Raw genomic sequence first — 17,880 nt, forward strand, 5'->3', positions numbered from 1 at the left:
TCACTGTTCCAGTGAGGTGGCGGTGATCAAGACGGGGTAGTGCTCAATCTGCAGGCGGGTGGCGATGTCGTTGCCGTTGACCGGCAGGATGGTGATGTCCGGAGCGGCTGCGCGAATTCGGGCCAAAGCTTCGGTATCGGTTACTTCAACCGCTAGACCGGCCGCGCCCATTTCCTGCAGTTCAGTCGCGCGTTGACGCAACCAAGCCAGTGACTGGGGGTCGTCACCCACCAGGAAAAAAGGCCGCAAGCCCGGCATGTTCAGGGCGCGAGACGTGATCTTGCCGGGGCTCAAGTGAGAGCTGCGAACGGGCAGTATCCAGGCTTCGTCGGCAAACGTGGACAGGTCCGCATGCATGGCCCGATCAGGCTGGGTCTTGTTGTTTATGGGCGACCTGGCAACCTGAAAATGGGGGCGGGTGAAGTCGCTAGGCTGATCCCGAGCTACGGTCAGTTCCGACTGGGCGAAAGGTGCGAAGAGCAGGATGAAATAACAGGTAAGGGGGATTCGCTTCATGGCGGTGTGCCTTGTTCGAAGGAAACCAGCAGTCGTTCAAGTTGCCGGGAAAAACCTGCGCGGTAACGTGCGGCCAGCGCTCCTCCCGCCGGGCGGTGATAGCGTCCGGCCGCTGACACCCAATCACCGGTGGCGGCGTGATGCTCCTGCAACAGCGCGGCGGTCACGGCGAGATTTCGGTAGGGGTCGAGGGCTTCGCAGGGGCTGGAAAAACGTTGTCCGTGATAACCCAGGTTGGTTTGGCCGAGTCCAGCATCGACCCGCTTGGCGTCATGTCGGGCGAGTGCCTGAAGCAAGGCGTGACAGGCGGCCTGGCGAGTGGCGAAGCGGTAGGGGGTTCCGGCGATGTTCAGGGTCCACGGCCAGGGCAGCAGTCGACCACGGACGCGGATACCACTCTCCTGCAGGGCAATCGCGAACAGCACCGTAGAAGGGATATCGGCGTCATGCGCCGCCAGTTGGTAGGCAGGAGGCGGAAGTTCGTCAGCCTGGACGGCGAGCATCGTCAGCATGAGCGCAATACCACTCAGTCGAGGCGTTGCCATTGTCCATTCACCTGTTGGAACGTGGCGGGCAACGGCCCCGGGGCACCCAGGCCGAACCAGCGACCACGGTCATGGTTCAAGGTGATCTGCTGGCGTTGGACCTTGACCGGATCGATGTCCGCTTGCCGAGCCCAGCGACGGACGCGTTCATCCTCGCCTTGGCTGCCCACCAGGTAGATATCGAACGCAGTGTCACTACTTTGCAGACGCTGCGCTTCGGCGGTGCACGCCGGGCAGTGGTCCTCCACAAACAGGGCCTGGCGTGGCATGACCGATGAGCTGGCAGGGGGCGGGGACGCCATGCCCTGGATCGGCAGCAGCCCGGGAAACAGCTTGGTCCAGGCCGCGGTGTAAGCGTTTTGGTAAGCCAACTCGTGCTCGGCACGTTTGGCTTCCAGCGCTACCTGTAATTCGGCATAGCGCTGGCGCTCTTGGTCGGTCTGGGCCTCGACCCCGAGTGCGGTCAACGGATCGAGGTTCGGGCTCCAGAAACCGCGCGGGCCGGCTTGGATCTGTTCGAAGCGCGTCCACTCCTGCTCCGTCAGACCCCAGCTCGCTGCCTGTTCAGAGTCAGAGCGCCCCAGCGGAGCAGACTGCGTGTCCTGGGTCCGTGACTGTGTCGTGATGGGGTTACCCATTGCAACGCCTGTGGTCAGCAGCGAAACGAGACAGACAACGGCGGGCAGTTGCGCTCTGTTCATGATTGCGTCTCAAGGGAGGTGCACGGTCTGATCTGGCTGAGCGGCCACCGCGAAGATGGCTGAGTTCGGCTCCAGTATTTTCAGGCGCCAAGCCCCTTGCTGCTCACCGCTATGTAGCAGCCGGACATCCGTGAGCGAGCGACTGTCATGAGGTGCAACCGCCAGAAAGCGCTCACCACCGCGGGACTCGACACTCAATACTGAAAATGGTGGCGAGAGCGGGGCGGGGTTGGGGCGAACGGTCTTTTTCGGTTTGGTCGCAGAAGGCGTCGGTGGTGGAGGGAATGGCTTTTTCCTGAGGTCCAGGAGCTGCTGCTCGACCTGTTCAAGGCGTGCGCGCAGCGCTGTCAGGTCTGCCTGGGTGGCGCAGGCTGCGAGACCATCGCGCAGTTCCTGTATCTCTTGCGCCCACTGATCCAACATGGGATCGAGGGTATTGGCCTGTTGCTCACCGGTATCGACCATCTGCTTCAGGTCTTTCAGCGCGTACTGCAACTTCTCCTGGGCGTCCTTGAGGGCGCTTGAATCATGTTGCAGGGTGTCCAGGGTTTGTCGGTATTGCGTGTTCGTGCTCTGCAGTTCGGCCACGCGTTGATACTGGTTATACAAACCACCGCTCAGGCCGGCGACCGCCAGGCACAGCAGCCCAATGATGAGGGTTTGAAACGTCGAGGCTTTCATGGGCGTGACTCCGACTGATGGGGCGAGACTGGGGTGATCAGCACGATGCCGGCATCAGTTTTTTGCTGTTCGAAGCAGACCGAACGGCTGACTTCATCGGTCGTGAGTTGCCAGGCGGGGCCAGCCAGCACTTGTAGCGCGCTGCGCAAAGAGATTGGGCCGAGCCGGTAATGGGCTGCGGGTAGAGACCGGGTAAAAAGTACCTTCACTGGGTCGGCAGCAGGGCAGAGCGAATAGCCCGAGCGCTGCAGCACGTAGTGCATCGCCTCCTGTACCGAAGGATTTAGGTTGGACGGAATACTCACGTCGATGATCTGGGCGAGAAGATCGCGTTGTTCCGTGGTGGGCCCGGTGCTGACCAGCGTATAGCGGCCATAGCGGAGTTCTGCCGGATGACTTTCTTTGGCTGTACCTCTCGAGAACTGGGCCCGATTGGAGCCGCTGTCGATCTCTGGATGGGTTGGCAATGGGGTGGGAATTTGCGCGGTGCAGGCGCTCAACAAACCGAGCAGGCAGACAGGCGTGAAAAAACGCTCCATGGAAAAAACCTCATGTCAGATTCAGTGCAGAACCTGACATGAGGTGAAGGAGCGATTCAGTGAGAAAGTTGATTCAAGACGAGTCGTGTTAACGTTGAACACGTTGCTATTCATCAAAAATGGCGAGCCCATCCAAGACGGTAGCGTCGGGGTCGAAGATCAACAATCGCACATCCGCCAATGCCGCTAGGTACAGTACGTTGACCAAGGCTTCCGGTGTGCCTGCGTCGAGTTGCTCTTGTCTCAAGCTCGAATAACGATTGCCCTCAATGTTCAGCAAGTTCTCGTCCGTCCATGGTGTGCCGATTAGTTTGCAACCGATACCGCAGCAATCTGGCATAGTGAAAAGCTCGAACAAGAGGCCGGTTTGCCGCGGAGCGAAGTGACTGACCCACTCTTCCAGATAAAGCATCGCTTCTTCGGGAAGGTGTGCGGTACTGATTTCCCAGGCTCGACTGTAGTGTCCCGTTTCGAAGCTCAAGCGATGGACCATGGCTTGTGCCTCTTCCAGGGAGTACAGGTCACCGAGGTGATGCCGCTCGTTGAGCATTTCGCCAATCACGGCGTAGATTACTTGGCGTACCAGCCCGGTGGACTGGCAGCGTTCATCCAAATCATCCGGAATGGATTGGCCTTCGCTGATCAAGGCGAAATCGTCGTTGAACAGGCAGGGGAACAGTTGCAGCTCATCGTCGGGCAGATTGGCTTGTGCGTCATGCACGGGGCGAAAGCAGGGAGGGCAGTCGTTTTCGTAGGTGATCAGGAGCAGCCGTTCGATATGCAGATTGTCGTAGCCACGAGCAAATGGGTTTGAGGCCGGCAGCAGGGCTGGGGCTTGGTGTGTGGGGTGCATGAGGGTTCTCCAGATGAAAATGAACAAGGCGCCCGAAGGCGCCTGTGAGAGTTAAAGCCAGCCATGTTCGGCCAGAGAGAGGGGACGGCCTTCGCCGACGATGAAGTGATCCAGTACGCGCACTTCGATCAAGGCCAAGGCCTCTTTCAATCGTGCGGTCAAGACGCGATCCGCCTGGCTGGGTTCCGTACAACCTGAGGGGTGGTTGTGAACAAAAATGGCGGCCGCAGCGTTATGCACGAGGGAACGCTTAACGATTTGGCGCGGGTAAACGCTGGCGCCATCAATGCTGCCGTGAAAGAGGACTTCGAATGCCAGCACCCGGTGCTTGGCATCGAGAAAAATCACACCGAAGACTTCATGCTCTTGTTGCGCAAGGTGCAGTTTTAGGTATGAGGCCACGACGTCAGGCGATGTCAGGTTAGGGCCGCGGCTGAACAGTCGACGATCCAGAATATGCAGCGCTTCGTCGATCACCTGGTTTTCTTGGACGATACGATCAGCCTCGACATTCGGGGTGTCAATCAGTGTGAGTTGGGTGTTCACAGGGGTACCTCCGAAGGGAACAATCAGGGGTACACGCCCGAGGGGAGTGGTATCCCCAAGGTGGGTGTGGAGTCGCGGGCGTTAGCAGATGACGCGCTGTTTACAGCCGAGTGAATCGGTGGCGTTGACCGTGTAGATGTGAACCACAGCCGTCGCAAGGCAATGGAGAAAAGGCTCTTATTCCCCAGCCGGCTTCGGGATCGAAGTCGGCACTGATGGGCATCAACCGAACCAGCCCACGGTGTATCGCGGCGATGCGTTGTTCGACCTCATCCTGCGAGTGATATAGCGACAACGTGCTGCAGTCCTCGTAAGCCGAAGCGAACAGGCACTCGTCGCAAAGCCAGAAGGATTCCATAAGGTTCTCCTGTGCTGATTGAAGAAAAGGCGCTCGATTGAGCGCCTTGATGTAAAACGTCGTGGATTGTTCAGGCAGACTGAACAGTACGCGTGGCGACACGGCGGGCCGTGCGGGGAGTGGGTGGAGATTCAGGTTCAATCCTGGACTCTGTTGGGTTTGCGGTCTCCTCAGCTTCGGCATCAGCCGACGCTGGGAAGGACTCACTGGTTGGCGCTTGCTCAGCAGGTGCTGTTGCTTCCTGCCTGGCAGGCGCTTTGTATTCGAACGTGCCGTTGACCTTGATCCAGTCGATGAACAACAAACGACCTTTCAAACTGGCGCCCGGTTGACCCTGCTTAGCGCCTTTCTCGTAGAGAAACGGATCTATCCACAGGTCGCCGATACGGAACGACAGCAAGACCTTTTTCTCGGCTTTGACGGCGTCCATATAGAGACGAATCAAACGTTCAGCTTCGCCTCCAGCGACCTTGCAGTCGAAGCGGGTGTACTCCACCGCATCGGTGGCACCGTGCAGGGCGGCGATATCGCAGGCCATGAATGGCTGGCCGCGGCGGACTTGTACTTCACGAACACGGTTGAGGTAGCCGATACCGACGGTGTGCAGATTGAAGTAAGTGGTCGCTTCTTGGGAGTGGTTGGCGTGGACCATGGTGGTTCTCCTGTTTCAAGGGAAAACGGCGACGCACAATCCCTGATGGGGAAGTGAGCCCCCGTCAGGGTGGGTAAGGTGAAGGCGAGCGATGAACGACTCGTCACCGGCAAGCCGATGACGAGCAGAACAGTGCGTCTGAGGAATAGCGATGCAGCAAATGAGAATTCGCAGTGTTGAGCTACGGATATGGGTAGTGGGCATTCATCACCGCTGAAGCGGTAACCGTGCGAGCTTCCGAACGCTGATCGCACTTGGGTAAACCACCACGAACATGGCGTAGCCTTGAAGGTTCTGACTACCTGGGCTGTCAACGACAGCGAACCACGCCCTTTGTATAAGCCTGTCACAGGGGAGCGTCAAGACGCTGCCACCCGTTTTTTTAAGGCCGGAATACGGTGGCAGTCACTGGAATTAAGAAAAGGAAAAAATGAAGAGTGGGCCTGGCGGGGTACCAGGCGAGGAAGAGAAAAACCACCTTTGACGGTCTTACGCAGTCGACAAGCGCCTCGCAAAACTTGGTTGAACTGCGCCATGATTCGCCAACCGACCCTTGTCGTGGCCTGGGTCGGAACATGCTGGCACGCATCCGCGCACAAAGGGTGCCCAGTGTTTCCCCGGTGGGCTCCGGGACTGAATACGATCGCCGAAGCGGATGACCGCTATTGCCGGGTAGAGGCAACAGTGGTCATCCGCCACCACAATCAGGTCGAGCAAAAAACGGGAATTAAATTCCGCAGAAGAGAAGGCTCCGAACTCGAAGAGTTCGACCGAGCTACCCGGAGCAAATCGGTCTTGGGTCGCCGTTGGCGATGATCCTGAGGCACTACAGCAGAGAGGGTGGGACGACGTCAAGGCAGAGAGCGAACCGTTCTCATGATGATCGTCCCAGGAACATCATGAGCGACGCGTATCTTTACTGATCGACACAGTGCCCTTGCAATCCGGGTAGCGGGAGCATGACCAGAACGGCCCTGATTTCCCCTTGCGCCTGAGCATTGAGGCGTTGCACATGGGGCAGGTCGGACCGGTTATGGCAGGTACTGCCAAGGTGAGCGTTCCGCAGTGTGCGACTAGCTGCGCAATCCAGTCCGCCTGCTTGGCGACGAACGCATCCAGGGTCAGACGCCCCGCTTCGATTTCGTCCAGAGCCTGTTCCCAGATTGCGGTCATACCCGGATCTGCGACTGCGGCGGGTACCGCCTCGATCAGGGTATGGGCCGCGGCGGAGGCCATCAAGGCGCGTTTTTTCTTCAGCAAATAACCGCGATCAATCAACCCTTTGATAATGCCGGCTCGCGTGGCTTCGGTACCGATACCGGTGGTGTCCCGAAGTTTCTGTTTCAGGCGTGGGTCGTTGACCAGCTTGGCGACGTTTTTCATCGCCTTGATCAGATCGCCCTCAGTGAAAGGTTTGGGAGCGGCAGTGCGCATGGATTTGAGCTCCGCATCGTCCACTGCGCACTGCGTGCCCTGTTGCAAGACGGGTAAGACTTCGGATTTGTGACTGGGCTCATCCTCCTCGGTGTTTTCGCAGAGCAAGCTTTTCCAGCCCTGGATCAGGATCTGTTTGCCGACAGCGGTCAAACGTTCTTTGGCACATTCCAGTTCGACCTGGGTTCGATCAAACTCATGATGCGGAAGAAACTGCGCAAGGTAGTGGCTACGGATCAGTTCGTAGACATGGCGTTCTTGTTCGGACATCCGCGCCAGGTTCGCCGGCTCGGTGGTGGGGATGATGCCGTGGTGCGCGGTGACCTTGGCATCGTTCCACACGCGGGAGTGCAGTGATCGATCGAGTCTTCCGAATGTGGACTGCAGCGCCGGATCCGTTTTGAGCAGGGCATCGAATACCGCGGGTACCTCATTGAACATGCTCTCTGGCAAATAGCGGCAATCGCTGCGTGGGTAGGTGGTGGCCTTGTGGGTTTCATACAGGGCTTGGGCGATGTTCAGGGTTTCCTGAACGCCGAGTCCCAGCTTGCGCGAGCAGACTTCTTGCAGTGTGCTCAGGTCGAAGGGCGGGGGCGGAGGTTCTCGGAAACGCTCAGTCTGCAGCGAGAGTACTGTGGCGGTCTTACCGCTAGAGATCGTTTGCACCGCCTGACGGGCAAGCGCCTGCTGCAGGCAACGACCGGCCTCATCGCGTCCTGAGCTTGGTGGTAACCACGACGCGATGAATTGTTGCCCCATTGAGGACAGGTGCACCTCCACTTCCCAGTAGGGCACCGAGATGAAGCTGGCAATCGCACGATCCCGATCGACTACCAGACGTAACGTGGGTGTCTGGACGCGACCAACCGACAATACGCCGTCATAACCCACCCGCCGACCAAGAAGGGTAAACAAACGACTCAGGTTCATGCCGATCAGCCAGTCAGCACGGCTGCGGGCGAGGGCTGAGTGGTAAAGCAGGAAGGTCTCCTGACCAGACTTCAGTGAGGACAGTGCCTTGCGAATCGACGCCTCGTTGAGTGCGGACAACCAAAGACGTTGAACGGGACCTCGATACTTGCAGAGTTCCAGTAGCTCGCGGGCAATCATTTCACCCTCACGATCGGCGTCGGTCGCGATGACGACAGCAGAGGCTTCGCTGAGCAGGCGCTTGATGACTTTGAACTGTGCCGCAGTCTTGGGTTTGACCTCGACCCTCCACTGCGCGGGAATGATCGGTAGATGATTCAACGACCAGGATTTGTACTGATCACCATAAGCTTCAGGCGGTGCTGTCTCCAACAGATGGCCGATACACCAGGTGACGGTTGAGTCAGTACCGATCAGGCAACCATCACCACGCCGAGTGGCCCCGAGTACCTTGGCGATGTCCCGACCCTGGGAAGGTTTTTCGCAGAGGAAGAGGCGCATAGAACTGCTCCGGATTGAGTTCGGAGCAGCGTTGTTGGAAACAGCAGTTGCGAGATATGAAAAACCTGAATTGCAGGTTCCTCATATTAGTCGGTGAGGGCAGGCTTGAATGGGCCGAGGCTGCTAACCCGTTGCGACGGCAGTGTGGATCTTCACGAGCAGCGCGAAGTAACACGCCAGCAACTTCGCGCAAAGGCGCAATTTTTATGCCTGAAAGTCTGTCAGTCCGTAGGTGGCTGCCCTCTGCGCTTTCTGGGTTTCGACGCAGGTGAACTGGCCTGTTCTGTACTTTTCTCGACGTGTGTCGCAGATGCCGCGGGTTCACTGGATCGTTCCCGCATGACCACGCTGTGCACCCGGTGAGGCAGGATGCCGACTCGACGGGCCTCGATCTTGAAGGTGACCCGCGCATTGTCTTCGCTATCCTCCCACTCATCGCGTACGGTGCGGCCTTCGACCAGCACACGCATGCCTTTCTGGTACAGCGTGCTCCAGTGTTCAGCCTCGCGGTGCCAGAGCTCAACCGGCGCCCAATAGCCGCCTCGATCTTCATAGCTGCCCTCGCGTGGCACGGGGTTGTCGAAGTACACATTCAGCCGTAGCAAACGCCGTGGCTCGTCATTGCCTGAGGCGAATTCCTGGAACTCTGGCGCACTTCCGATGTTGCCTTCGCCGACGAAAAAAGTACTCATCGTTATACCTCCACTGCGGTTGTGAACTGGCGCAGCAGCCGTTCGGCACTGTCCATTTTGATCGCGCAGGTCGTAGCCTGGCGGTAGAGCGAATGCACCACACTCATCTGTAGGTTCAGTGCGATGCGATTGCATTCGAAACGGCGCAATCCCTCGCGTACGACCTGCGGCAGGGCTTTGTTGGATACCTGGCGTTCCCAGACCGAGACCCCCATACGGGCAAAGTCACGGGTGCGCCAACGCAAAAAGGTGCTGCCAGCGCTGGTGTTCTGCAGCACCAATCGAATATCCAGCAGTGAGTAAGGAGGCTGTCCGGCCTGCTGCACAACAGCCTCCATCAGGCGACATAACTGCGCCTCGATTTCCCTCGCCACCTGCGCCAGGTGCTCCAACTCCCCCTTACCCTTAAAAGGCTTTAAAAGGCCTTTTAGGGAGGTAGCGTGTTCGAGCTGCCGATAGGCATCTTGTGTCAGCGCGTCGAAGGGCATTGGTTGAGCAGAGGTCAGGGGATTCATACTTCGTCCTTCGGCTCATCCACTGTCGCAGACGACTCATCCGCTTCCTCTGCCAACGCGTCAGCATCATCCACTGCCACCGCACCACGACGATTGATTGGCGGCGCGAACTGGGAGCGGCGATGCCCCTCCAGGACGTCCATCGGGGGCAAACCCAATTTCTCGATGGCCGCTAGAGCACGAGCATTGTTCGCCGCCATGTCATCACGGGTGACGCCAGCATGCCGATAGCGCTGGGCCTGGCCGAATAGGCTGCGCAAAAGATGGGCGCCGTCGTCGATCCAGGCTTCCATGTCGATACGGCCGATCAGGGCGGTGTGATGGGCCAATAGAGTCCGCCGTACCAGGGTGTCGTAGTCGGTCAGCAGGTAGACCGCCAGAAAACCCAGCTGGCTGCCGATGTACAACGGCAAGGTGACGGGGTGGATGTTGAGGTTGTCGCTCATGTCGATCTGTGTCGGCAGGTCCTGTCTGATCCGATCCAGCTGTAGGGTCAGTTCCAGCATCCCAGCCTTGGCCTGCATCAGTTTTTCCTCGAGTTGCACGATGGCCCAGTCGGCATAGGGATCGTCCTGGGCCGCGGTTTGTTTGATCAGGTTGGTGACACTGATGTAGCCGGCCATGCCCATGATCGAGTGGACGCCTTCGCGTGCGTTCCGACCTTGCCAGATACGGGCGGCGTGGTGGGTGTGCAGGGTCAGGGTGATGCTGCTGCGCAATGAACCCAGGTTGAGTTGATAGTGATCGGCCACGGTGTCGTCCTCTCATAAGCTTGGACGGGAACGTTGCGACAAACGCGGGTCAAGAGCAGCCAAAAAGCTGAATGCGGTCTGTTCGGTTTGGTTTAAGAGGGCTAACTACTGACGTCTACGTTTATGGGAAGGACGTCCCGGCTTTCCCCTAAAAGCTCCATGGTTAGGTCCGACATGTTCATAGGTTGGAACTCAATGGATTTGATGCCAGTGGCATCAAATCCATTGACGTCTGCGTTCATGGGAAGGGTGTCCCTGCTTTTCCCTAAAAGTTTTATAGTTTGGTCCGACGTGTTCGCAGATTGGAACTCCATGGATTTGATGCCACTGGCATCAAATCTACTGACGTCCACCGCATTTGCCGCGCAGTTGGCGCAGCTCATTCAGGCACGCTTGGGCAAGGGCAGAAGCGGGTGCGCCCTGTTGTCGAGATGGCCGCGAGGGGGCGGGTGGGGGCGGTTCTGCAATGGGTGACGGTTCTGCCTGACCTGCCCAAGGACGAAAGTCGCCTTTCAGCGCACGCTGGATCAGGCCCATCAGATAGGCTGCTGGCTTGCGGATTCCTCCAGCCGCACAGCGTGCCCCCGCTTCGTTGAGCACCGCCTGCCGATCCACTGGTTTGAGCTTGTTCAGCGCCACGGCGACGGCCTGACGCTCGCTTGGGCTTAGGTGCAGCGGATCAGGCCAGTGCAGGTTGTCCACCTCTGGGGTCGCGCGCGGTACTGTACAAATACTTTCTTTTAATACAGTACAGGCGGCGTTCGGATTCCGAACGGTGCCGGAAACACTGGCGTTCAGACTCGGTTCGGAATCCGAACGAGGGCCTGCACGATTCCGAACGCGGTGATCTTCCCCCCGTTCGGAATCGTGGAAGGCATCATCGGCTAGCTGATCCAATCCTTGCTGCGTCCAGTGCTCGCCCCAGCTGTCGAGCCGCGTCGGTAACCGATCCCGATCGATATTCGTGTCCTGGCGGACCTCCTCCACAACGTGCTGAGCGACAATACGCACGGCCTTCGTCGCATGACCGAGGGCATGTCCGACCAGCTGCAGGTAATCCTGATCCAGCTCCATGGCTTCGGCGGGGGTTAACGGTTCATCATGCAGAACATACAGTGAACCTTGAAGACGTCCGTTAAGCTGATCGCGTCCCCGACTCACCAAGCTGAGCCAGCGTGTCAGCCTGAGCATCGTCAAGACGCGAGCGATGGTTTCACGGGAAGCTGATGCACCGTAGGGCACGCTCGACAGGTAAGGTTGCAAATCCTCATAGCGCGGCGTGACAACGCCCTGGCCTTGTAGCATGAGCCGAAACACCTGCCAGGCATTGCGTTCCAATGGCGTCAGCCGATTATCCAACAGCAACCGACGCGGCACGACTTCGTGTGACTGGCCGCTGAACAAAAAGCCAGCTTGCAGCGCCTGGTTAAAGGGATGTTCAGCGGCAGGGCGTGCGGGCCAGCGTTCACTCAGCTGCTGGGTGCATTGCTGCAGGACACGCTGCCAGCGACTGGAAGGGGCAGTGTTCATGTGCCGTTGCTGTACTGGTCAATTTGCTGCCACACGATGGTCAAGCTAATCTGTTGCTCCTCCGCCAGCATCATCATGGCGTCGAGCTGATCCTCGGTACCGTCCTGAGCGCGTAGTTGGCACCATCGCTGCCAGAGCGCATGTTCCTGCGCTTCGCTCAAATGCTGAGGGCGGCCCTTACGGGTTTCGATCTTGAGCAGGCGTCGGCGCAGGGCGGTTTCCGAATGCGCCAAGCCGAAGCATTGATACATGATGGTGCTGCTGGCGCCGAGCTTGAGCGCCCGGTTGATCAAGCGCTCGTTCTGTTCGTCGCGTTCGGCTTGCTCGATCAACCGATGCAGCACCGGCGAGTCAATCTTGATCTCAACCCAGGGGACGGTGGCATGGGCCAGGCGCGATAACGTAGTGGGCGGTAAGGACTGCAACAGGTAGATGTCGTCCTCACCCAGTCCGAGTGCCTTGCAGCGCTGCAGGTTACCTAAGCGCAGCTCATGCAGCACCTGAGTCAGCATCGCCTGATTGAGCACATTGAAGGACAGGTTCATGGCAGCTCCTTCGGTGAGTTGTCTTCAGGGGGAAGCGTTAAGTCGATCAGGCGACGAGCCAAGCGGATCAGACGATACAGCTTGATGAGCAGAGCGTCGGGCAGTCGCTCCAGACCCACGTCCACGGCGGGACGGTCTGGCAGCGGAACTTGGTAAACCCCCAGCAACAGTTGACCGAACAGGGCTGAGGGCAGTTGCTTGCGATCGTCCCAGTTCACGTCGTCTTGAGCGCGCAACAGGGCTAGGAGCAGTAGGTGAATGCTGGTCGCGCGAGGCGCGGCAAGATCAAGCCGTTCGATGTCCAGGGCGAAGCCCAAGCCAAGCTGCTGATCGATGACGCTCTCGGGATGTCCGGCATAGGCCGCCATTTCCCGCGCCAATCCAGCAATGGCTAAACGCAGTTGTTCGGGGCTATCCAGTGCTGGTGCGATGGTCCAGATGTCGTCGATCGCATAGGTGTCGACCGAAGATGCTGCGTCGGTGGCGGTCTCGCGATCGATCTGTTCACGAATCTGTTGAACGCGTGATGGAGGACTGACCGCTGATACGACGTTCGTTCCAGGCGATGTAAGCAATTCCTCTCGCGTTGGTTCGGTCTGGGGTCTGGCATCCGTTGATTGGGAATGGGGCTCGGAGGAGGGAGCTCCTGCTGCGGCGACATCAACGCCCGACAGATGGTTGTTCTCTGAGGGTGTGGTCACGACGATGCCTGGCGTTGAGATGACTCGCTGGGTATCGCTCAGCTCTAGGGCCAACATGCGGTAGGACTGTCCGAGCAAACGGCTCATGCGCTCGAGCAGTTCATCTTGGAGCTGCTCAAGATCGAAGGACTCGGGGTCGGCATCGACGTAGACCAGAGTCTCGAGCCAAAATTCGGCGAACGTAATAGTGGCGGTTGGATAACGGTTCCAGGTTCGCTCTGCCTGACTACGTAGAGCGATCAGGCGTTCAATCTGGGGCTTGCCCAAACCGGCATACAGGGTTTGTGGAATAGCGGGCAATAAGTGTTCGAGGGTGTCGAGCATCCGGCTGATTTGCGACTGTGAAATAGGGTAACCCCCAGCGGTAAGACGTCGTGCCAGTTCACGTTGCGAGAGCACAGTGCCATCCGCTTCGAGCATGGTTTTGAGTTTGGCCACCGCCAGAGCCCGTTCGATGAAGGTGAGTTGGCCGTGCAGATCGCTTTCGGTCAGATGGCCGAGCAGGGCAGTGATTTCATTGCTCCAAGGTCGGAACAGGCAATGAATCCGAAAGAAGCGCTCGTCGCGGGTTTCCTGCCACAGCTCGCTGAGAATCGCCAAGCGCGTATTACCGCCGTTGCGGATGATGAAATAGGTTTCACCCGGGCGGCGGGTAATCGGCGGCGGTTGATCCAGCCCACGTTCACGGATCGAGGCCTTGATATCGTCGTACAGCGGATTACGGATGAAGCGCGGGTTGTGTTCGTAGGGCCGCAACTGCTCCAGCGTGACCAGCATGGGTGTGTCGATGACTGGATCGGACAGCCGCTCCAGTTCTGGACCCCGAGGGACGTGGTCCTGGTGCAGCTTGTCGGTGATCTGCTCCTGACTGAGCTTCTTCATCGGAACAACCTCAGTTAACGCTGGTTGCGCAAATGGTCACCGACTTCGAACTTCACGATCTCGGCAGTCCCTGAACCTTCGAAATGGTGGGAAAGTTCTGCGAGGAACCAACCCATGGCCGAGCGCCCACCCTGCAGGCGAAAGACCACGGTGCAGTACTCCTCGCAAGGCGGGTGGTGTGGTCGAATGGATGGCTGAACGAAGATGGACAGTTGATCCAGCATCAAAAGACTCCTTGCCAAACGCTATTGGCCTCAAGGTCGATCAAACCCAATGACTGGGTGAGAAATGCCGGCTTGGTGATTCGTCTCATTGAACCTCCGCGCATTTGCTCAACCTGCAGATCGCTTCGCGCCATTCCGGAAACAGTTCGATGGCCAGCGCTTGCATGGTTTCCCGCGCTGATGGCGAGCGTCGTTCACCTGACTGGCGCGTCTCGATTCGATGGACCGGCAGCCCAAGGGAGGCGGCATTGAGGTACGCCACTCGATCTGGAACTACGGTGTCTAGAACCGAGATATTGGTAGTCCCAGCAAAGGTTTCGCGCAGGCCACGGATGATCATCCGTGTGTCCACTCGAATGGAATTCACCTGGTTCAGCAGAAGTCGTAAGGGTGGTGGTGGAATGCCCATGTGTCGGAATGGTTCGAGTTCGCTGAGTAGCTTCAAGGTGCCGCGCTGCAGTTCGCGAGCGGCGAGCATTTCCGGGGTGATGGGAGAGAGGGCGAGATCGGAGGCCAGGACGGCAATCTCCAGCAGCCCGCTACGTGCGCCCTGGGTGTAGATCAGAAGCAGGTCGTAACGTGGGCGGAAATTGTCGAGCAAATTGCGCAGCCGTAATCGCCCGTCAGGGGCATGCAGCAGCAAGGTGCGAAGTCGACCTTGATCGTCGTTGGAGAGGATCAGGTCGAGACCTGTGATCACTGTCCTGGAAACTATCTGTGCAGGAGTTGTTAGGTTGAGTGCGATGAACTCGTATGCACCTGCATCAGCCTTCTGGTTCAGGGCGTAATAACTGGAGAGGGTGGGTTGGCTATCCAGGTCCAGCAGCAGGACGCGTAGGCCAGCATCTGCCAGCAGACCACCGAGGTTGGCCGCTACTGTGGTTTTGCCTACGCCACCTTTGGTGGAAACCACCAATACCACACGCATAACATCAGGCCTGCTGGCCTAAGCGTTCAACGACCCACTGCTCAATTTCCAGCGAGTCCCAGCCGACTGCGCGCATTCCGATGCGTTTGGCTTGAGGGAATTTACCTTCCTTCATCAAATTGTAGATGTGTGCACGCTTGAAGCCGGTTTTTCGCTCCACCTCTTCACGCCGCATGATGTGACGTTCCACCTGTGGTTGAGGTGCTTCAACGATGGGTGAGGATTGGCTGGACATGCTGGTCACTCCTGGCGCCGACTGGCGTTTTATGGGAAGTGACCTGAATTGAATAGCAGAAGCGAGAGGGATGCATTGCACCGCAATCGGGGCGATTGCAGTGCAATGTGATTCAACTCTTAGCGAGGCTGCGTTTCGCGGCCGCAAACTTCTCGTCCAGAGTGCGCTTTGAAATGCCAGATAGATTATTAAAATGAGCAGTCAGGGCGTCGACAATGGCGGCTTGGGATCGGAAAACTGAATGAGGCTTCCCCGAGGGAGAGTGGTCTAGGAAAAGACTGATCATTGCACCAATAATGTGGAGGTAAACAGTTTCGCTACGGTCGCTGACTATGCTGTTGGTCTTGAGCAATTGGTCTACGTTTTCTCGTTCCAGCCCTATTGCATGCAGCTTTTCAAGCAATGCCTGGTAAGCGAGCTCAGTACTTCTGACCTGTAGCTGTAATGCATCCCGGTCGGCTTGAAGTGCCAAATAACTGCCAATGCTGATATTTTCTCGTTGGGTGGAGAGTCCTCCGAAAAGGAACGCTGGGTTTTGGTCAGGATAGTAGCGAGACATCCATATTTTAAGATCAGAGTGACGGACAGTTAGTTGGTCGCCATCGACGGGTGTTCCTATGGAAACAGATACACCGAGGCACCCGTAAGGTAATTCTCCATTGTGGACTGCATCGAAGATTTTTTCGGTATTGACATGAAGACATGGCCATTGGGGAAAGGTTGCTGATAGCGGTGATGAACCATACCAGGCGGACTTAAGAATTTGAGTTTCATGAGCCATAAGATTGCACCAACGTATGGCGGCATCGATCGGGCGATAAAACACTTTTTCTAACGGGTTGCAGCTAAGAGATGCGTACATAGGGGGCCTCGTCTCATGGGGAGGACGTCCCGCTAGGTACGTTTCTGGGTGATTATCTGTTGACCTGGGCTTCCGTGCGGTGACTGTCCCTGAATTTTGTCTTCTGTTTTGCCAAATGGATTTTCCTTTCTGAGGCAAAGCTGACTGTAGTCGGATAGTAACAAATAGTTGAGTGGCACATGTAGAGCAAACACGAAGATCGCCGATCTCCAAGAATGTCACTAATCAAACCGAGATCTGGCTTTACCGTTAGGCGGCTGGAAACCGCTAAAAAAATTGCGTGCCTGCCCGGTACTGACCTGCGCAAGAGACGGCGGACTCCAGTTTGGTTTTTTGTCCTTGTCGATGATCAGTGCACGCACGCCTTCCATGACGTCGCCCTTGGCGAACCACTGGTGATTGAGGTGCAGTTCCAACTTGAAACAATCGACAAGAGACAGTGTTCGGCCGTAGCGTAGTAACTCTAGCGTGACGCTCATGGCGAGCGGCGAGCGACTATCTAGCAGCTTGACGGTTTCCTCGGCCCAGTCCTGAAACTCAGGGCGGGTTTCTGTCAGTAGGGCTTCACGAATGGATTGCAGATCCGGAATAGAAAAGTACTCATCGATTACATGGCGAAAAGCTTTGAGCTCCGCCCCTGGTATTTTGTTAGCAGCCACTGTGGCGAGGAGGGTGCACAAGGCTTCCAGGGGAGGTGTAGCCCAGACCATGTTGTCGAGTCGGCGGTCAAACTCCGCGAGCAGATTACTGGGTAAACACCAGTCGGCCAAACGCGCATAAAGCGCATCAGCAGCCCTAACCTGAGCACCGGTAACGCCCAGGTACAGCCCTAGTTCGCCAGGTAATCGCGAGAGAAAGTAGCTCCCGCCAACATCAGGGAAATAACCGATACTGACTTCTGGCATACCCATCTTGACGCGTTCGGTGATTACTCGCAGTGACGCACCCTGAACCAGTCCCATACCACCGCCGAGAACGAAGCCGTCCATCAATGCCAGGATGGGCTTGCTATAGCCATGGATATAGTGATCGAGGGTGTACTCTTCTTCGAAGAATATGGTGTGTAGGTTATTACCAGTAATGTAGCTATCGTAGAGAGAGCGGATATCTCCGCCAGCACAAAATGACTTTTCTCCACTGGCGCGCAGAACTACGACGAGAATTTCTGGATCGTCCTCCCAAGCTTGCAACTGTTTCCAGAGAGCACGAACCATTGACAAGGTTAGAGTGTTCAATCTGCCCGGACGGTTGAGTGTCAGGTGCCCAATACGGTTGCGTACTGCCGTCAGAACGCATAGGTCGGCATCACTCATGCTGATGCTTCTTTCTTGGGATAAAGGTTTATGTGGGTGGAGAAGGCCAGCCCTCTGTGCTCGTTCTGGCTGAAGGTTTTATAACGATGTTGCACGGGGGTGCCGAATATTAGCGATCGATATGCATGTTTCGCCCCTTCAGCCGTAAGGCCAAGATCCGTGAGCATTGCGTCGAAGTCAAAACCCCCGCCATAACGATCGATTCTCGGCACGTTTTCCAGTGCGCTAGGGAAGGGAGTGTAGGTATCCAAACTCCAGCCGAGGCCACTGGATGCATCGACGATGCCGATCATAACTCCGGCGTTCACGCGTAGGAAAACGCCTAGATCGACGGCCGTCAGCGCAGGCCCTGCTTTGAGCAGATTTCGGATCACAGGGCCACCCTTGTTGCCGAGACCGAGAAAGCCGATGTGCATGATGGATACCTTTTGAGCTTGTCTTTAAA

At 57.3% G+C, this 17,880-nt stretch carries 22 protein-coding genes; all 22 read right to left on the reverse strand.

Translation table 11 applies throughout. From position 1 onward, the window contains the following. The gene (locus tag ACZRN6_RS20305; RefSeq protein WP_236530794.1) at positions 1–516 is read right to left on the reverse strand and encodes an integrating conjugative element protein; all 516 of its coding nucleotides are present in this window, start codon (positions 514–516) and stop codon (positions 1–3) included. Continuing rightward, entirely contained in the window at positions 513–1,061 is a 549-nt protein-coding gene (locus tag ACZRN6_RS20310) for a lysozyme family protein (RefSeq protein WP_464008651.1), read from the reverse strand. Before ACZRN6_RS20310 ends, ACZRN6_RS20305 begins: the two co-directional genes overlap by 4 nt. Next, complete coding sequence (locus ACZRN6_RS20315) at positions 1,043–1,762, reverse strand: TIGR03759 family integrating conjugative element protein (RefSeq protein ID WP_464008652.1); 720 nt, start codon at positions 1,760–1,762, stop codon at positions 1,043–1,045. The genes ACZRN6_RS20310 and ACZRN6_RS20315 overlap by 19 nt, the downstream gene beginning before the upstream one ends. 9 nt (positions 1,763–1,771) lie before the next feature. Then, the gene (locus ACZRN6_RS20320; protein ID WP_236530797.1) at positions 1,772–2,443 is read right to left on the reverse strand and encodes a tropomyosin; all 672 of its coding nucleotides are present in this window, start codon (positions 2,441–2,443) and stop codon (positions 1,772–1,774) included. Further along, a complete protein-coding gene (gene pilL2 / locus ACZRN6_RS20325; protein ID WP_464008653.1) occupies positions 2,440–2,982 on the reverse strand; it encodes a PFGI-1 class ICE element type IV pilus protein PilL2 in 543 nt (180 codons plus the stop codon). Before pilL2 ends, ACZRN6_RS20320 begins: the two co-directional genes overlap by 4 nt. A gap of 106 nt (positions 2,983–3,088) precedes the next feature. After that, positions 3,089–3,835, reverse strand: coding sequence for a DUF5983 family protein (locus ACZRN6_RS20330; protein WP_464008654.1), 747 nt, complete (start codon positions 3,833–3,835; stop codon positions 3,089–3,091). Between the two features lie 51 nt (positions 3,836–3,886). Continuing rightward, positions 3,887–4,381 (reverse strand): RadC family protein, encoded by a 495-nt coding sequence (gene radC, locus ACZRN6_RS20335; RefSeq protein WP_464008655.1) that lies wholly within the window; start codon positions 4,379–4,381, stop codon positions 3,887–3,889. A gap of 100 nt (positions 4,382–4,481) precedes the next feature. Next, positions 4,482–4,739, reverse strand: a complete 258-nt coding sequence (locus ACZRN6_RS20340; RefSeq protein ID WP_464008656.1) for a hypothetical protein — start codon at positions 4,737–4,739, stop codon at positions 4,482–4,484. Between the two features lie 70 nt (positions 4,740–4,809). Then, on the reverse strand, positions 4,810–5,391 hold the full coding sequence (locus tag ACZRN6_RS20345; protein ID WP_464008657.1) for an STY4534 family ICE replication protein: 582 nt from the start codon (positions 5,389–5,391) through the stop codon (positions 4,810–4,812). A gap of 897 nt (positions 5,392–6,288) precedes the next feature. After that, complete coding sequence (locus ACZRN6_RS20350; protein ID WP_464008658.1) at positions 6,289–8,256, reverse strand: DNA topoisomerase III; 1,968 nt, start codon at positions 8,254–8,256, stop codon at positions 6,289–6,291. Between the two features lie 221 nt (positions 8,257–8,477). Continuing rightward, complete coding sequence (locus ACZRN6_RS20355; protein WP_169900345.1) at positions 8,478–8,948, reverse strand: single-stranded DNA-binding protein; 471 nt, start codon at positions 8,946–8,948, stop codon at positions 8,478–8,480. Between the two features lie 2 nt (positions 8,949–8,950). Continuing rightward, positions 8,951–9,463, reverse strand: coding sequence for a DUF3158 family protein (locus tag ACZRN6_RS20360; protein WP_464008659.1), 513 nt, complete (start codon positions 9,461–9,463; stop codon positions 8,951–8,953). Continuing rightward, positions 9,460–10,215, reverse strand: coding sequence for a PFL_4669 family integrating conjugative element protein (locus ACZRN6_RS20365; RefSeq protein WP_464008660.1), 756 nt, complete (start codon positions 10,213–10,215; stop codon positions 9,460–9,462). The genes ACZRN6_RS20360 and ACZRN6_RS20365 overlap by 4 nt, the downstream gene beginning before the upstream one ends. A gap of 339 nt (positions 10,216–10,554) precedes the next feature. Then, positions 10,555–11,745 (reverse strand): STY4528 family pathogenicity island replication protein, encoded by a 1,191-nt coding sequence (locus ACZRN6_RS20370; RefSeq protein WP_464008661.1) that lies wholly within the window; start codon positions 11,743–11,745, stop codon positions 10,555–10,557. Then, positions 11,742–12,290, reverse strand: a complete 549-nt coding sequence (locus ACZRN6_RS20375) for a DUF2857 domain-containing protein (RefSeq protein ID WP_464008662.1) — start codon at positions 12,288–12,290, stop codon at positions 11,742–11,744. Before ACZRN6_RS20375 ends, ACZRN6_RS20370 begins: the two co-directional genes overlap by 4 nt. After that, positions 12,287–13,873 (reverse strand): ParB family protein, encoded by a 1,587-nt coding sequence (locus ACZRN6_RS20380; protein ID WP_464008663.1) that lies wholly within the window; start codon positions 13,871–13,873, stop codon positions 12,287–12,289. The genes ACZRN6_RS20375 and ACZRN6_RS20380 overlap by 4 nt, the downstream gene beginning before the upstream one ends. A gap of 14 nt (positions 13,874–13,887) precedes the next feature. Further along, on the reverse strand, positions 13,888–14,097 hold the full coding sequence (locus ACZRN6_RS20385) for a hypothetical protein (protein WP_464008664.1): 210 nt from the start codon (positions 14,095–14,097) through the stop codon (positions 13,888–13,890). 85 nt (positions 14,098–14,182) lie between these two features. Next, complete coding sequence (locus ACZRN6_RS20390) at positions 14,183–15,025, reverse strand: ParA family protein (protein WP_464008665.1); 843 nt, start codon at positions 15,023–15,025, stop codon at positions 14,183–14,185. Between the two features lie 4 nt (positions 15,026–15,029). Continuing rightward, positions 15,030–15,260: an AlpA family transcriptional regulator gene (locus ACZRN6_RS20395; protein WP_464008666.1), complete on the reverse strand. Its 231-nt coding sequence runs from the start codon at positions 15,258–15,260 to the stop codon at positions 15,030–15,032. Between the two features lie 112 nt (positions 15,261–15,372). Beyond that, positions 15,373–16,122, reverse strand: a complete 750-nt coding sequence (locus ACZRN6_RS20400) for a hypothetical protein (RefSeq protein WP_464008667.1) — start codon at positions 16,120–16,122, stop codon at positions 15,373–15,375. Between the two features lie 221 nt (positions 16,123–16,343). Then, entirely contained in the window at positions 16,344–17,435 is a 1,092-nt protein-coding gene (locus ACZRN6_RS20405; RefSeq protein WP_464008668.1) for an enoyl-CoA hydratase/isomerase family protein, read from the reverse strand. Further along, complete coding sequence (locus ACZRN6_RS20410) at positions 17,432–17,851, reverse strand: HIBADH family dehydrogenase (protein WP_464008669.1); 420 nt, start codon at positions 17,849–17,851, stop codon at positions 17,432–17,434. Before ACZRN6_RS20410 ends, ACZRN6_RS20405 begins: the two co-directional genes overlap by 4 nt. Positions 17,852–17,880 lie beyond the last annotated feature (29 nt).

Source organism: Pseudomonas sp. A125 (assembly GCF_055409485.1).

What these genes read in the sequence shown, in the direction of transcription:
- ACZRN6_RS20305 (WP_236530794.1), bottom strand. Translation starts at nt 516, where the DNA reads ATGAAGCGAATCCCCCTTACCTGTTATTTCATCCTGCTCTTCGCACCT.
- ACZRN6_RS20310 (WP_464008651.1), bottom strand. Translation starts at nt 1,061, where the DNA reads ATGGCAACGCCTCGACTGAGTGGTATTGCGCTCATGCTGACGATGCTC.
- ACZRN6_RS20315 (WP_464008652.1), bottom strand. Translation starts at nt 1,762, where the DNA reads ATGAACAGAGCGCAACTGCCCGCCGTTGTCTGTCTCGTTTCGCTGCTG.
- ACZRN6_RS20320 (WP_236530797.1), bottom strand. Translation starts at nt 2,443, where the DNA reads ATGAAAGCCTCGACGTTTCAAACCCTCATCATTGGGCTGCTGTGCCTG.
- pilL2 (WP_464008653.1), bottom strand. Translation starts at nt 2,982, where the DNA reads ATGGAGCGTTTTTTCACGCCTGTCTGCCTGCTCGGTTTGTTGAGCGCC.
- ACZRN6_RS20330 (WP_464008654.1), bottom strand. Translation starts at nt 3,835, where the DNA reads ATGCACCCCACACACCAAGCCCCAGCCCTGCTGCCGGCCTCAAACCCA.
- ACZRN6_RS20340 (WP_464008656.1), bottom strand. Translation starts at nt 4,739, where the DNA reads ATGGAATCCTTCTGGCTTTGCGACGAGTGCCTGTTCGCTTCGGCTTAC.
- ACZRN6_RS20345 (WP_464008657.1), bottom strand. Translation starts at nt 5,391, where the DNA reads ATGGTCCACGCCAACCACTCCCAAGAAGCGACCACTTACTTCAATCTG.
- ACZRN6_RS20350 (WP_464008658.1), bottom strand. Translation starts at nt 8,256, where the DNA reads ATGCGCCTCTTCCTCTGCGAAAAACCTTCCCAGGGTCGGGACATCGCC.
- ACZRN6_RS20355 (WP_169900345.1), bottom strand. Translation starts at nt 8,948, where the DNA reads ATGAGTACTTTTTTCGTCGGCGAAGGCAACATCGGAAGTGCGCCAGAG.
- ACZRN6_RS20360 (WP_464008659.1), bottom strand. Translation starts at nt 9,463, where the DNA reads ATGAATCCCCTGACCTCTGCTCAACCAATGCCCTTCGACGCGCTGACA.
- ACZRN6_RS20370 (WP_464008661.1), bottom strand. Translation starts at nt 11,745, where the DNA reads ATGAACACTGCCCCTTCCAGTCGCTGGCAGCGTGTCCTGCAGCAATGC.
- ACZRN6_RS20375 (WP_464008662.1), bottom strand. Translation starts at nt 12,290, where the DNA reads ATGAACCTGTCCTTCAATGTGCTCAATCAGGCGATGCTGACTCAGGTG.
- ACZRN6_RS20380 (WP_464008663.1), bottom strand. Translation starts at nt 13,873, where the DNA reads ATGAAGAAGCTCAGTCAGGAGCAGATCACCGACAAGCTGCACCAGGAC.
- ACZRN6_RS20385 (WP_464008664.1), bottom strand. Translation starts at nt 14,097, where the DNA reads ATGCTGGATCAACTGTCCATCTTCGTTCAGCCATCCATTCGACCACAC.
- ACZRN6_RS20390 (WP_464008665.1), bottom strand. Translation starts at nt 15,025, where the DNA reads ATGCGTGTGGTATTGGTGGTTTCCACCAAAGGTGGCGTAGGCAAAACC.
- ACZRN6_RS20395 (WP_464008666.1), bottom strand. Translation starts at nt 15,260, where the DNA reads ATGTCCAGCCAATCCTCACCCATCGTTGAAGCACCTCAACCACAGGTG.
- ACZRN6_RS20400 (WP_464008667.1), bottom strand. Translation starts at nt 16,122, where the DNA reads ATGTACGCATCTCTTAGCTGCAACCCGTTAGAAAAAGTGTTTTATCGC.
- ACZRN6_RS20405 (WP_464008668.1), bottom strand. Translation starts at nt 17,435, where the DNA reads ATGAGTGATGCCGACCTATGCGTTCTGACGGCAGTACGCAACCGTATT.
- ACZRN6_RS20410 (WP_464008669.1), bottom strand. Translation starts at nt 17,851, where the DNA reads ATGCACATCGGCTTTCTCGGTCTCGGCAACAAGGGTGGCCCTGTGATC.